Here is a 13,668-nt window from a genome sequence, read left to right on the forward strand (position 1 = left end):
CGGCGGCCTTGCCGTGCTGGCCGCCATTACCCTGATCTTCTTCTTCCTGGCCTACGTGGTAGCGCCGTTGTTCCAAGGTGCTTCGCTGACCAAGGAAGACGCGCTCACGCCCGCGTGGATGCAAGACGCTGGCAAGCCGTTGCTGATCTCTCTGGAAGAACAGAATCAAGTCGCCATGCGGGTTTCCGACAAAGGCCAGGCGTTGTTCTTTGAAGTGGACACCGGTGCCGAACTCAAGCGCATCGACCTGCCGCTGCCGGCCGGTGTGAGCGTGGCGTCCATCGGTAAGGATCAACCGGGCAGCCCGTTGGTGATCCTCGGTTTGTCCAATGGCCAGGCCATGGTGTTCCGCCACACCTATAAGGTGTCCTACCCGGACGGTAAGAAAACCATCACCCCCGCGATCGAATACCCCTACGGTGAAACTCCGATCGTGCTGGACGAGGCCGGTCGCCCACTGGAGCATGTCGCGCTCAACGCCACCGACTCCTCGTTGGTGGCCGCTGGTTCGTCCGGTTCGTACTTGAACGTGCTGACCCTGAGCCGCGAAGAAAACATGATGACCGGTGAAGTCACCAGCGAGCAGAAGCGTATCGAGCTGCCGCAAATGACCGAGCCGGTGAAGGCGATCTTTATCGACCCACGCCAGCAGTGGTTGTACGTGATCAACGGCCGCGCCCTGGCCGACGTGTTCAGCCTGCGCGACAAGAGCCTCAACGGTCGATACAAATTGTTGGAAGATGGCAACGCCGAAATCACCGCCAGCACGCAGTTGGTGGGCGGCATTTCGCTGATCTTCGGTAACTCCAAGGGCGGCCTGGCCCAGTGGTTCATGGCCCGCGACCCGGACGGCGAGCAGCGCTTCAAGCAGATCCGTACCTTCCAGATGGGCAGCGCGCCGATTGTGGAAATCACCGCCGAAGAACGTCGTAAGGGCTTCACCGCCCTGGATGCTTCCGGCAAGTTCGGTGTGTTCCACAGCACCGCGCACCGCACCCTGCTGGTGGACCCGGTAGTCGACGGCCAAGGCCTGTTCGGTATGTCGCCACGGGCCAACCGCGTGATCGTGGAAGCCGGCGGCAAGCTGCAACCGCTGCTGCTGGATAACCCGCACCCGGAAGTCTCCTGGAGCGCGTTGTGGAGCAAGGTCTGGTACGAGAACTACGACGAGCCTAAGTACGTCTGGCAATCGACCGCCGCCAACACCGATTTCGAACCCAAGATGAGCCTGGCGCCGCTGACTTTCGGCACGCTCAAGGCTGCGTTCTACGCCATGCTGCTGGCCGCGCCGCTGGCCGTTGCGGCGGCGATCTACACCGCCTACTTCATGGCGCCGAGCCTGCGTCGCAAGGTCAAGCCGGTGATCGAGCTGATGGAAGCAATGCCGACGGTGATCCTGGGCTTCTTCGCCGGTCTGTTCCTGGCGCCGTATGTCGAAGGGCATCTACCGGGGATTTTCAGCCTGCTGATGTTGTTGCCGATTGGCATCCTGGTGGCTGGTTTTATCTTCAGTCGCCTGCCTGAATCCCTGCGTCTGCGTGTACCCGACGGTTGGGAAAGCGCGATCCTGATCCCGGTGATCCTGTTCGTGGGCTGGCTGTCGCTGTACATGAGCCCGTACCTGGAAACCTGGTTCTTCGGCGGCGACATGCGCATGTGGATCTCCCACGACCTGGGCATCACCTACGACCAGCGCAACGCTCTGGTGGTGGGCTTGGCCATGGGTTTTGCGGTGATTCCGAACATCTACTCCATCGCCGAAGACGCCGTGTTCAGCGTGCCGCGCGGGCTGACCCTGGGCTCCCTGGCCCTGGGCGCCACGCCGTGGCAGACCATGACTCGCGTGGTGATCCTCACCGCTAGCCCGGGCATCTTCTCGGCGCTGATGATCGGCATGGGCCGCGCCGTCGGCGAGACCATGATCGTGCTGATGGCCACCGGCAACACCCCGGTGATGGAGATGAACCTGTTCGAAGGCCTGCGCACCCTGGCGGCCAACGTCGCGGTGGAAATGCCCGAGTCGGAAGTGGGCGGCAGTCACTACCGTGTGCTGTTCCTCTCGGCGCTGGTACTGCTGCTGTTCACCTTCATCATGAACACCCTCGCGGAGCTGATTCGTCAGCGTCTGCGCAAGAAATACTCGTCGCTTTAAGAAAGGTAGAAGTCTGTGAAACAGAACTCCCTGAATGGATGGTTCAAGAGCGGCGCCCCTGGCGTCTGGATCAGCGGTGGCGCGGTGTCCATCGCGGTCATCATGACCATTGGCCTGTTGGCCGTGATCGCGGTGCGGGGCCTGGGCCACTTCTGGCCGGCCGACCTGATCCAGGCCAACTACAGCGTGCCTGGCCAGGCCAACCACATCGTCATAGGCGAAGTGGTGCAGAAAGAAGAAGTGCCGCGCGAGCGCCTTAAAAGCGCCGGTCTGCCGGTGCCCGACGAAGGCCCGGAGTTCATGACCCGCGAGCTGATCAAGGTCGGTAACCGCGACCTGAACGGCAACGACTTCACCTGGATCGTCGGCGAGTGGTTGAAGGACCAGACCAAGCCTAAAGAGCTGATGGCGATTGAGCGTCGTGAGTGGGGCAACTTCTACGGCACCCTGGTCAACGTCAAGCAGGACGGCAAGGTCATCGCAGAAGGCGAGGCCGCGTGGCCGGAGCTGCAGGCCCGGGTCGACCGCGTCAACAAGCTGGCCGCTCAGCTCAAGAGCCTGGAAAAAACCGACATCGGCGCAATCAACGCCGGCCTGGAACGTATCCGCCTGCACGGCCGTAAACTGGAACTGGAAGGCAAGCTCGACGCCGCCGCCCAGGCCGACATGGACGCCGACCGCGCCGAGCTGAATGCGCGCTACCAAGACATCGAAGCACGCCTGGCCGACCTGCACGCCCAGTTCAACCGCGATGCGCTGACGGCCCGTGACGCCAACGGCAAGGAAGTGGAAATCGGCATCGGCAAAGTGGTGCACGCTTACCAGCCGAACGCCATGGGCACCATGACCAAGATCGGCTTCTACTTCAGCAAGGTCTGGGAATTCCTCAGCGATGACCCACGGGAAGCCAACACCGAAGGCGGGATCTTCCCGGCTATCTTCGGCACCGTGATGATGACGCTGATCATGGCGATGATCGTGACCCCGTTCGGTGTGCTGGCAGCGGTGTATCTGCGCGAGTACGCCAAGCAGAACACCCTGACCCGCATTATCCGGATCGCCGTGAACAACCTGGCCGGTGTACCGGCCATCGTCTACGGCGTGTTCGGCCTGGGCTTCTTCGTGTATGTATTGGGGGGTTCGGTTGACCGGCTGTTCTTCGCCGAAGCCCTGCCGGCGCCGACCTTCGGCACCCCGGGCCTGTTGTGGGCCTCGCTGACCCTGGCGCTGCTGGCGGTGCCGGTGGTGATCGTAGCCACCGAGGAAGGCCTGGCGCGGATCCCGCGGACAGTGCGCGAAGGGTCCCTGGCCCTGGGCGCGACGAAGGCGGAAACGCTGTGGAAAATCGTACTGCCGATGGCCAGCCCGGCCATGATGACCGGCATGATCCTCGCCGTGGCCCGTGCCGCCGGTGAAGTGGCGCCGCTGATGCTGGTAGGTGTGGTGAAACTGGCGCCGTCGCTGCCGCTGGACGGCAACTACCCGTACTTGCACCTGGATCAAAAGATCATGCACCTGGGCTTCCATATTTATGACGTCGGCTTCCAGAGCCCCAACGTCGAAGCCGCGCGACCGCTGGTGTACGCCACCGCGCTGCTGCTGGTACTGGTGATCGCCACGCTCAACCTGTCGGCGGTGTGGATTCGTAACCACCTGCGCGAGAAGTACAAGGCGTTGGACAGCTGATCTGAATTGAACGCGGACTTATTTGTGGGAGGGGGCTTGCCCCCGATTGCGGTGTGCCAGCCAGCACACATGTTCCTGATGCACCGCTATCGGGGGCAAGCCCCCTCCCACACAACAGCACAGGGAGCATCCCATGCAACATGAAACCCATTCCCACGGCATCAACATGTCTGCCTTGGGTCGCGACAAGCAGAGCCTGAGCCTGGCTCAAGAAACCGTGGCCATCGAAGTGCCGGGCCTGAGCCTGTACTACGGTGAAAAGCAGGCGCTGTTCGACGTCAGCATGAACATTCCCAAGCAGCGCGTGACCGCCTTCATCGGCCCGTCGGGCTGCGGCAAGTCCACCCTGCTGCGCACCTTCAACCGCATGAACGACCTGGTGGACGGCTGCCGCGTGGAAGGTGCCATCAACCTCTATGGCAGCAACATCTACCGCAAGGGCGAGGACGTGGCCGAGCTGCGTCGCCGGGTGGGCATGGTATTCCAGAAGCCCAACCCGTTCCCCAAGACCATCTACGAAAACGTGGTCTACGGCCTGCGCATCCAGGGCATCAACAAGAAGCGCATTCTTGACGAAGCGGTCGAGTGGGCACTCAAGGGCGCGGCGCTGTGGGATGAGGTCAAGGACCGCCTGCACGATTCGGCGCTCGGTTTGTCCGGCGGCCAGCAACAACGTCTGGTGATCGCGCGGACCATCGCCGTGGAGCCGGAAGTGTTGTTGCTCGACGAACCCTGCTCGGCGCTGGACCCGATCTCGACGCTGAAAGTGGAAGAACTGATCTACGAGCTTAAATCCAAGTTCACCATCGTCATCGTGACCCACAACATGCAGCAGGCGGCGCGGGTTTCCGATTACACCGCGTTCATGTACATGGGCAAGCTGGTGGAGTTCGGCGACACCGATACCCTGTTCACCAATCCGGCAAAGAAACAGACCGAAGACTACATCACCGGTCGCTATGGCTAGGACGCTGTGGTTCTCATTGCACTGACGCTGCGGTTCTCCGCACCTTACCGGACGCTCCAAGGACGCCAACATGATTAGCAAAGAAGGCCTTACCCATCACATCTCCGCGCAGTTCAACGCCGAGCTTGAGGAAGTGCGCAGCCACCTCCTGGCGATGGGCGGGCTGGTGGAGAAGCAAGTCAACGACGCCGTCACCGCCCTGATCGAGGCCGACTCGGGCCTGGCCCAGCAAGTGCGTGAAATCGACGACCAGATCAACCAGATGGAGCGCAACATCGACGAAGAATGCCTGCGCATTCTGGCCCGTCGACAGCCGGCGGCATCCGACCTGCGATTGATCATCAGCATTTCCAAATCCGTGATCGATCTTGAGCGGATCGGCGACGAAGCCACCAAGATCGCGCGCCGTGCCATCCAACTCTGCGAAGAAGGCGAAGCGCCGCGCGGTTACGTGGAAGTTCGCCACATTGGCGACCAGGTGCGCAACATGGTGCGTGATGCCCTCGACGCCTTTGCCCGTTTCGACGCCGAGCTGGCGCTGTCCGTGGCCCAGTACGACAAAGTCATCGACCGCGAGTACAAAACCGCGCTGCGTGAGCTGGCCACCTACATGATGGAAGACCCGCGCTCTATCTCGCGGGTCTTGAGCATTATCTGGGTGCTGCGTTCGCTGGAGCGCATCGGCGACCACGCGCGCAACATCTCGGAGCTGGTGATTTACCTGGTGCGCGGTACCGACGTGCGGCACATGGGGCTCAAACGCATGAAAGCCGAAGTTGAAGGCTCAACCGATCAAATACCTAATGTTCCGGGCGAAACTGACGATAAGTAAGGTTGCCCGAGAAATTAACGCCCGGCCTTTGGTCGGGCGTTTTTGTTTGTGGCAGCTGAATTATTTGCGCGGCGGGTGAAAGAAAGTCCCGACGTGACTACAGAGTTTTGGCAAAATGCCATCAGTTAGGCGTTCTGCGTGCCGCGGTTTTTATAGGATAAAGGGTCGATGAGTAAAGTCAGTGTATTGGTGGTGGATGACGCCTCGTTTATTCGCGACCTGGTGAAGAAGTGCCTGCGCAACTACTTCCCTGGGATCAAGATTGAAGATGCGGTGAACGGCAAAAAGGCCCAGGCCATTCTGATGCGCGAGACCTTCGACCTGGTGCTGTGCGACTGGGAAATGCCGGAAATGTCCGGCTTGGAGCTGCTGACCTGGTGCCGCGAACAGACCCATCTCAAAGCCATGCCGTTCGTGATGGTGACCAGCCGTGGCGATAAGGAAAACGTGGTCCAGGCGATCCAGGCCGGTGTGTCCGGGTACGTCAGCAAACCGTTCACCAACGAGCAGTTGCTGAACAAGGTCAAGCAGGCCCTGCACAAAGTCGGTCGCCTCGATGCGTTGGTCGCCAGTGCGCCGACCAAGATGAATTCGGCTTTCGGCAACGACTCCCTCAGCGCCCTGACCGGCGGCAAGCCCGAAGCCATCAAGGCTGCCCCCGCGGCCGCTGCGACGCCCAATCGCGGCCTGCTCAATACGCAGCCGGTAAAAGCCCCGGCTGCATCTGCATCTGCATCTGCATCTGCCCAAGCGGGCCGTGGCCAGGGCCAACTGCGGCTGTCCAGCGGCACCCAGCAATGCGTCATCAAGGCGCTGAGCATCAAGGAAGCGCTGTTGGTGGTGCGCCGTGGTGAAGTCCTGCCGCAAGTACTGGAAAGCGCGGTGCTGGACCTGGAGCAAGGCGACAACGCCGAAGTGGCGCGCCTTAACGGCTACCTGCACGCCGTCGTCGCCTTTGAGCCGAGGCCGGACAGCGACTGGCTGCAACTGACTTTCCGCTTCATCGATCAGGACGCGCAGAAGATGGACTACATCTCGCGCCTGATCGCACGGGGCACGGCGCAGAAGCACTTTGTGCCGGGTGCGTAACCCGTAGGACCAGCGCAATACCTGTCGTAAGCGGGCTACAAGATTGTCATGAACCCTTGTTAGCCTGCCGTTCAGTCATCCCGACAGGTGCACGCCATGTTCATTCGCCTGCTGTTGTGCGGCGCGCTGGTAACGGCCGCGCCGTCGACCCTGGCCATGACGCTGTATAAGTCCATCGATGCCAATGGCGTGGTGATTTACAGCGACTGGCATACCCCCGGCGCCCAGGCGTTCGTGATTCAGCAGCGCAGCGTTGAGCGCGTACACAGGCCGCTACCGCAGGAGCCCATACCTCGTGACACCCCGCATGCTTATCGCTACCCGTTGCCGTGGCGTGGCGGGCCGTTCCGTTTGACCCAGGGACCTAACGGCAGCTTCAGCCATACCGATCCCAAGAGCCGCTACGCCATGGACATCGCCATGCCCGAGGGCACGCCGATCATTGCCGCGCGGGGCGGTGTGGTGGTGAAGACCGAAAATCAGCAGGCGGGGCGGGGCGGTGATGCGTCGGGCAATTTCGTGCGCGTCCAGCACGACGACGGCACCCAGGGTGTCTATCTGCATCTACGGCAGGGTTCGGTCAGTGTGAAGGTGGGTCAGCGTGTGGTGGTTGGCAGCCCGCTGGGGTTGTCCGGCAATACCGGCAACAGCAGCGGGCCTCATCTGCATTTTGTGGTTCAACGCGCCACCGAAGCGGGGCTGGTGTCGATCCCGTATGAGTTCAACCAGCCGGTGGGCGCGTTGCCCAACTTTGCGTTGGGCAACTGACGGTCAATCCAGCAGCAGCACCTTGGCCAGTACGATCTTCGGACCTTTCATCTTCTTGATGATGATCCGCAGCCCTTCGACCTCCAGCACTTCCTCTTCCTCCGGCACGCGCTTGAGCGTGTCGTAGATCAGCCCGGCCAGGGTCTCGGCTTCGATGTGGTCCAGGTCCACGCCCAGCAGGCGTTCCACCTTGAACAGCGGGGTATCGCCGCGTACCAGCAGCTTGCCCGGCTGATACGCGAGGATGCCGCGTTCGGCCTTGCGGTGTTCGTCCTGGATATCGCCGACCAGCACCTCCAGCACGTCTTCCATGGTCAGGTAGCCAATGACCTTGCCGTCGGCTTCTTCCACCAGCGCAAAGTGTGCGCCGCCTTTGCGGAACTGCTCCAGCAACTGAGACAGCGGCATGTGCCGGGATACGCGCTCCAGCGGGCGGGTCAGCTCGGCCAGGTTGAACGATTCGGGGATATGGTCCAGCGCCGCCAGCTCCAGCAGCAGATCCTTGATATGCAGCAGGCCGACGAACTCATTGCGCTCGGCGTCATACACCGGGTAGCGGCTGAATTTGTGGCGGCGGAACTGCGCGAGGATTTCCTTGAGCGGCGCGTTGAAGTCCAGAGTCACCAGGTCTTCGCGGGAATTGGCCCAGTCCACCACTTCCAACTCGCCCATTTCCACGGCCGAGGCCAGCACTCGCATGCCTTGGTCGCTCGGGTCCTGGCCACGGCTGGAATGCAGGATCAGCTTGAGTTCTTCGCGGCTGTAATGGTGTTCGTGGTGCGGGCCAGGCTCGCCTTGGCCGGCGATACGCAGGATCGCGTTGGCGCTGGCGTTGAGCAGATAGATAGCCGGGTACATGGCCCAGTAAAACAGATACAGCGGCACGGCCGTCCACAGCGACAGCAACTCGGGCTTGCGAATGGCCCAAGACTTGGGCGCCAGCTCGCCGACCACGATGTGCAGGTAGGAAATCACGAAAAATGCCGCAAAGAACGACACGCCCTTGATCACTTCCGGCGACTCAACGCCCACCGCGCCCAGCAACGGCTCCAGGATGTGCGCAAACGCCGGCTCACCGACCCAGCCCAGGCCCAGGGAGGCGAGGGTGATACCCAGCTGGCAGGCCGACAGGTACGCGTCGAGCTGGCTGTGTACGGTGCGCAGGATCTGCCCGCGCCAGCCGTTCGTGTGGGCGATGGCCTCGACCCGGGTGGCTCGCAGTTTGACCATGGCGAACTCGGCCGCAACGAAGAAACCGTTGAGCAGTACCAGGATCAGTGCAAAGAGGATCATGCCGAAATCGGCGAAGAGTGTCGCGAGGGTGATACCAGGGGAAGGGTCCATGATGGAGTTGTGCAGGTTCCGTGTGTTCAGTAAGGGGTGTCAGGCGGGCCTGAAAGGCAGGCGCAAGTCGGCCAATGTAGCGGCTGACGGGGCGCTTGCCTAGTGCTCGGTGCCGGGCGGGGCGTGGAATCTACTTCCCAAGGCACTGAAGATCCATTGTGTGAGGGGGCTTGCCCCCGATGGCGGTGGATCAGTTATGGATAAGTTGACTGTCTTCCCGCCCTCGGGGCATAGGTATCTACACAAATCTAAAAGGCTCACAGATAACTCTGTGGAGAGCGGGCTTGCCCCGCGCTGGGCTGCGAAGCGGCCCCAAACCCAGGCGCCTCGCTTTGCCAGATAAAACCACATCGCCTGGAATGGGGCTGCTTCGCAGCCCAGCGCAGGGCAAGCCTGCTCACCACAACAACCTTATTTTCTCGAGTTATGTTTACGCCGAAGATGTGTAGATACCTGTGGTCATCGGGGCAAGCCCCCTCCCACATTAGTCTTATGGCGTTTTTGGGTTATTCATCTAGGCCGATGGCCCGCGAACGGGTCATCTGAGCGGGTGGAAAGTGGCAGGTGAACGTACTGCCATGCCCCAGCACGCTGCTGATCTCCAGGCGCGCGCGGTGGCGCAGCAGAACGTGTTTGACGATCGCCAGGCCGAGCCCGGTGCCGCCGGTATTGGAGTTGCGGCTGGAGTCGACACGGTAGAAACGTTCGGTCAGGCGCGGCAGGTGCTTAGCGTCGATGCCGATGCCGGAGTCCTGCACGCTCAGGTGTGCGCCTTGCTCATCGGCCCACCAACGGATGCGAATGGTGCCCTGGTCCTGGGTGTATTTCACCGCGTTGAACACCAGGTTGGAGAACGCGCTGCGCAACTCGCCCTCGCTGCCCTTGAGCAGCACCGCCGGGTCGGCCTCCAGGCTGATCTGCTGCCCGCGCTCGCCCGACAGGGCCAGAGCGTCATTCTTGATGGTTTTCAACAGGCTCGGGACCGCCACGGGCTGGTTGTCCGAGGGGTAATCGGTGGCTTCCAACTTGGCCAGCAGCAGCAGGTCGTTGAGCAGGGTCTGCATGCGTGAGCCCTGCTGCTGCATCTGTTGCAAGGCGCGGCCCCAGCGCGGATTGATCTCGTCGACGTTGTCCAACAGCGTCTCCAGGTATCCGCAGATCACCGTCAATGGTGTGCGCAACTCGTGGGAGACGTTGGCGACGAAGTCCTTGCGCATCTGTTCCAGCTGATGGATGCGCGTGACATCGCGTACCAGCATCAGGTGTTCGTTGTTGCCATAGCGCGTCAGGTATAGCTGGATGCGCACCCGGTCGTTGGTGGGCGAGGGGATTTCCAGCGCTTCGTCGTAATTGTCCTGCTCGAAATATTCCTTGAAGCGCGGGTGGCGCACCAGGTTGGTCACCGGCTGGCCGCTGTCCTGGGGCGTCTTGAGGCCCAGCAGGGTCTCGGCGGCGCGGTTCCACCATTCCAGGTTGCCATCGCTGTCGAGCATGATTACCGCGTCTTTCAACGCGGCGGTGGACTCCTGCACGCGGTCGATCACCGCTTGCAGACGCCCGCGCACCCGCTGGTCGCGGCGTTGCAGGTGGTAGATGCTGTCGAACACCTCGCCCCACAGGCCATAGCCGTCGGGTGGCGCTTCGTCGGGTTTGTGCTGGCGCAGCCATTCATGCAGGCGAAGGAGTTGTTTGAGGGTCCAGCCCAAGTACAAGCCGATGCCGATGGCCAGGCTCCAGCCGTAATAGCCACTGATCAGGCCCACCAACAGGCAGCCGGTGACCAACAGGAGCATGTGGCGGATCAAGGTGCCATGCCAATTCGAATTCACTTGAAAATACGTCCTTGGGGGGCAGCTTCAAGTTTCAAGCTGCAAGCTTCAAGTTAGAGCGATGCGGCATCTCTTGCCGCTTGTAGCTGACCGCTTGCGGTTCAACCCTTGGTTGAAAACCGATAGCCGGTACCGCGCACGGTTTGTACCAGATTCTCGTAAGCATCGCCCAAGGCTTTGCGCAGGCGGCGGATATGCACGTCCACGGTGCGCTCCTCCACGTATACGTTGCCGCCCCACACTTGGTCCAACAGTTGGCCGCGGGTGTAGGCGCGCTCTTGGTGAGTCATGAAAAATTGCAGCAGACGGTATTCGGTAGGGCCCATCTCGGCCGGTTTGCCATCGATGGTCACGCGGTGGCTGATCGGGTCCAGCAGCAGGCCACCGACTTCAATAGGCGCTTCGCCGTCGGTAGGGCCGGCACGGCGCAACACAGCCTTGAGTCGGGCGACCAGTTCCCGTGGGGAAAAGGGTTTGGTGATGTAGTCATCGGCACCGACTTCCAGGCCCTGGATCTTGTTGTCCTCTTCGCCCTTGGCGGTAAGCATGATGATCGGGATATCCCCGGTCAGCTCATCGCGCTTGAGGCGGCGGGCCAGCTCGATGCCGGAGGTGCCGGGTAGCATCCAGTCGAGCAGGATCAGGTCCGGCTTGCGGTCGACGATAATGGCATGGGCCTGCTGGGAGTTCTCGGCCTCCAGGCAGTCATAGCCGGCCATTTCCAACGCAACGGCGATCATTTCGCGAATGGGCGCTTCGTCGTCAACAATCAGAATGCTCCTGCCAACCATGCTCAAAAATCCTCTTGTCATTTAACTGTCTTGCGCCGCATTAGATAACGGAATTATTGCAGTCGTGTGACAGTAATTTAGTCGCTTGGGCAATTCACGGCACTCTGGACTACCCTTTGAGTCCGAATCCTGACAACCACAAAAGGAAGGTTCCGATGACTCACAGCACTGTTTTCTGGAAAGCCCTGTTGGTAGCGGCGGCGTTGACCCTGCCCGGCCTAGCATTCGCGGCGGAGCCGGCGATGACCCAAGGTGGGATGTTGGTGGATCACAAAGGCATGACTCTCTATACCTTCGACAAGGACGCCGACGGCAATTCAGTGTGCAATGACAAGTGCGCGACCAATTGGCCGCCGCTGAAGGCTGAGTCCACCGACACGGCGACGGGCGATTGGAAGGTCATCACCCGTGACGACCAGACCAGCCAGTGGGCCTACAAAGGCAAGCCGGTGTACACCTACAAGGATGACAAAAAGGCCGGTGACAAGACCGGCGATGGCAAGGGTGGCGCGTGGCATGTGATCAAGCCCTGATCGTTGGGCGCTGCTCAAGCCATCGGGGGCAAGCCCCCTCCCACCACTTGGTGTGTGAATACAGTCAAATGTGGGAGGGGGCTTGCCCCCGATGAGTCCCTGCCAAACACCGCAAAACTCAGCGAAACCCGTAATCCGCCACAATCCCGACAAAAATCGCCAGCCCCGCCCAGTGGTTGTGCAAAAACGCCTTGAAACATTTGAGGCGATCGCGATCGCGGGTGTACCAGAACTCCCAGGCAAAACACCCCGCAGCCGCCAGCAGCCCCAAGTGGAACCAGCCGCCCAATTCGAAGCGCGCGCCGGCCAGCAGCAGGCACGCCAGTGAAAGACCTTGCAAGGTCAGGATGATTGCGCGGTCGGCATCGCCAAACAGAATCGCGGTGGATTTAACGCCGATTTTCAGATCGTCATCCCGGTCAGTCATGGCGTAATAAGTGTCATAGGCCACCGTCCACAGCAGGTTGGCGATATACAGCAGCCAAGCGGTGGCGGGCAGATGGCCGGTTTCGGCGGTGAATGCCATCGGCATGCCCCAGGAAAACGCGGCCCCCAGCACCACCTGCGGGTAATAGGTGTAACGCTTCATAAAGGGATAGCTGACCGCTAGCGCCAGGCCGCCAAGGGACAGCCAGATGGTTGTGGCATTGGTCAGCAATACCAGCAGGAAACTGATCAGCATCAGGACCGCAAAGAACACCAGCGCTTCTTTGGAACTGATTTTGCCGCTGGCCAACGGGCGTTGCGCGGTGCGTTTCACGTGCCCGTCAACCTTGCGGTCGGCCCAGTCATTGATCACGCAGCCGGCAGCGCGCGTCAGCGTCACGCCCAGCACGAAAATCACGATATTGGCCAAGGACGGCGAGCCCTCGCCGGCAATCCACAGCGCCCATAGCGTCGGCCACAGCAGCAGGTAAATGCCGATGGGCTTGTCCATGCGGGTTAATTGAATGAAGTCCCAGGCCCTGGGATTCAGGCGGTTGAAGGATTGGAGCAGGCGTTGATACATCAGCGGTTCTCCGAAGGATCATGCAGCGCATGCCAGAAGCTCGGCAGGAAGATTTCCGCCACCAGCACGCTCAATGCGCCGCGGTCGAAACGTGAGCGGCGGGCCCACAACCCATCGGCCTGATCCGCCGCGGGCAGCCAGTGCCGGGGGTAGCGGCACACTTCAATGGCCTGGCGGGTGAACGCGCGGTCGCAGAACAGCAACTCACCCAGCGAACGGCTGCCCAATTCGTCCATCTGCAGCCCATCGCCCTGCAAGGCGCTGCGCGCCGCCACGCTGCGGGCAAACACCCAGGGTTGGCCGTGCCCGCGCAAATACACCTCGCGTACCCAGCCGATACTGGCCGGCGCCAGCTGCAGCGCAACACACTCATCCTCGCGTAGCGGCTGCCAGCCTTCGAACAGCGGCGTGACGCTGAAGCCCTCGTTGGACAGCTCGGTCAGTCGCCGCGTCAGTGAGCCTTCGTCGAACAACCAGTCGAGGGTCAACGGCGCGGGCGCAGGGTTCAGAAGGCTCTGGGGCAGCCATTGGCAAGCAGCGGGGCGGGCGATTGAGTGCGGCACGGCGAGTCGGTATGGGCAGTAAAAGAGGCGGCGAGCTTACCATGGCGTCCCGGTCTTTTGCCGGGCTCAACCGGCCCGTTGAGTCGATGACGCTTGCATCTGCAC

12 protein-coding genes are annotated in these 13,668 nt (G+C 61.4%); 7 read left to right on the forward strand and 5 right to left on the reverse strand.

Annotated features, from left to right (window positions below):
* Positions 1-118: 118 nt before the first annotated feature.
* The 6 genes from ACFZPT_RS01190 (at position 119) to ACFZPT_RS01215 (ending at position 7,494) form a co-directional block, all read left to right on the forward strand.
* Positions 119-2,152 (forward strand): ABC transporter permease subunit, encoded by a 2,034-nt coding sequence (locus tag ACFZPT_RS01190; RefSeq protein ID WP_169867694.1) that lies wholly within the window; start codon positions 119-121, stop codon positions 2,150-2,152.
* A gap of 15 nt (positions 2,153-2,167) precedes the next feature.
* Positions 2,168-3,838 carry a phosphate ABC transporter permease PstA gene (gene pstA, locus ACFZPT_RS01195; RefSeq protein ID WP_034101523.1) on the forward strand — a complete coding sequence of 557 codons (1,671 nt, stop codon included), beginning with the start codon at positions 2,168-2,170 and terminating at the stop codon, positions 3,836-3,838.
* 133 nt (positions 3,839-3,971) lie between these two features.
* Complete coding sequence (gene pstB, locus ACFZPT_RS01200; protein ID WP_016971675.1) at positions 3,972-4,805, forward strand: phosphate ABC transporter ATP-binding protein PstB; 834 nt, start codon at positions 3,972-3,974, stop codon at positions 4,803-4,805.
* A 70-nt stretch (positions 4,806-4,875) separates the two neighbouring features.
* Positions 4,876-5,637: a phosphate signaling complex protein PhoU gene (gene phoU / locus ACFZPT_RS01205; RefSeq protein ID WP_034115469.1), complete on the forward strand. Its 762-nt coding sequence runs from the start codon at positions 4,876-4,878 to the stop codon at positions 5,635-5,637.
* 168 nt (positions 5,638-5,805) lie between these two features.
* Entirely contained in the window at positions 5,806-6,726 is a 921-nt protein-coding gene (locus ACFZPT_RS01210) for a response regulator (protein ID WP_379554928.1), read from the forward strand.
* A 96-nt stretch (positions 6,727-6,822) separates the two neighbouring features.
* The gene (locus tag ACFZPT_RS01215; protein ID WP_099312933.1) at positions 6,823-7,494 is read left to right on the forward strand and encodes a peptidoglycan DD-metalloendopeptidase family protein; all 672 of its coding nucleotides are present in this window, start codon (positions 6,823-6,825) and stop codon (positions 7,492-7,494) included.
* A gap of 3 nt (positions 7,495-7,497) precedes the next feature.
* Here the strand turns inward: ACFZPT_RS01215 and ACFZPT_RS01220 are convergent, their stop codons facing one another.
* The 3 genes from ACFZPT_RS01220 to phoB all read right to left on the reverse strand — a co-directional run bounded on the left by ACFZPT_RS01220 (position 7,498) and on the right by phoB (position 11,458).
* Complete coding sequence (locus tag ACFZPT_RS01220; RefSeq protein WP_034101519.1) at positions 7,498-8,838, reverse strand: hemolysin family protein; 1,341 nt, start codon at positions 8,836-8,838, stop codon at positions 7,498-7,500.
* 506 nt (positions 8,839-9,344) lie between these two features.
* A complete protein-coding gene (phoR, locus tag ACFZPT_RS01225) occupies positions 9,345-10,631 on the reverse strand; it encodes a phosphate regulon sensor histidine kinase PhoR (protein ID WP_187696792.1) in 1,287 nt (428 codons plus the stop codon).
* Positions 10,632-10,768: 137 nt separating this feature from the next.
* Positions 10,769-11,458: a phosphate regulon transcriptional regulator PhoB gene (gene phoB, locus ACFZPT_RS01230; RefSeq protein ID WP_003176964.1), complete on the reverse strand. Its 690-nt coding sequence runs from the start codon at positions 11,456-11,458 to the stop codon at positions 10,769-10,771.
* Between the two features lie 155 nt (positions 11,459-11,613).
* Here phoB and ACFZPT_RS01235 point away from each other — a divergent pair, with 155 nt between their 5' ends.
* Positions 11,614-11,991 carry a hypothetical protein gene (locus ACFZPT_RS01235; protein ID WP_099312932.1) on the forward strand — a complete coding sequence of 126 codons (378 nt, stop codon included), beginning with the start codon at positions 11,614-11,616 and terminating at the stop codon, positions 11,989-11,991.
* Positions 11,992-12,109: 118 nt separating this feature from the next.
* On the opposite strand, the gene ubiA is transcribed toward ACFZPT_RS01235, so the two are convergent.
* Both ubiA and ACFZPT_RS01245 read right to left on the reverse strand, forming a co-directional pair.
* Positions 12,110-13,000: a 4-hydroxybenzoate octaprenyltransferase gene (gene ubiA / locus ACFZPT_RS01240; RefSeq protein WP_099312931.1), complete on the reverse strand. Its 891-nt coding sequence runs from the start codon at positions 12,998-13,000 to the stop codon at positions 12,110-12,112.
* Complete coding sequence (locus ACFZPT_RS01245) at positions 13,000-13,563, reverse strand: chorismate lyase (protein ID WP_099312930.1); 564 nt, start codon at positions 13,561-13,563, stop codon at positions 13,000-13,002. The genes ubiA and ACFZPT_RS01245 overlap by 1 nt, the downstream gene beginning before the upstream one ends.
* Positions 13,564-13,668 lie beyond the last annotated feature (105 nt).

It is taken from the genome of Pseudomonas sp. MD330_10 (assembly GCF_042610415.1).
In the GTDB taxonomy this organism is placed as follows: Bacteria; Pseudomonadota; Gammaproteobacteria; order Pseudomonadales; family Pseudomonadaceae; genus Aquipseudomonas; species Aquipseudomonas rhodesiae.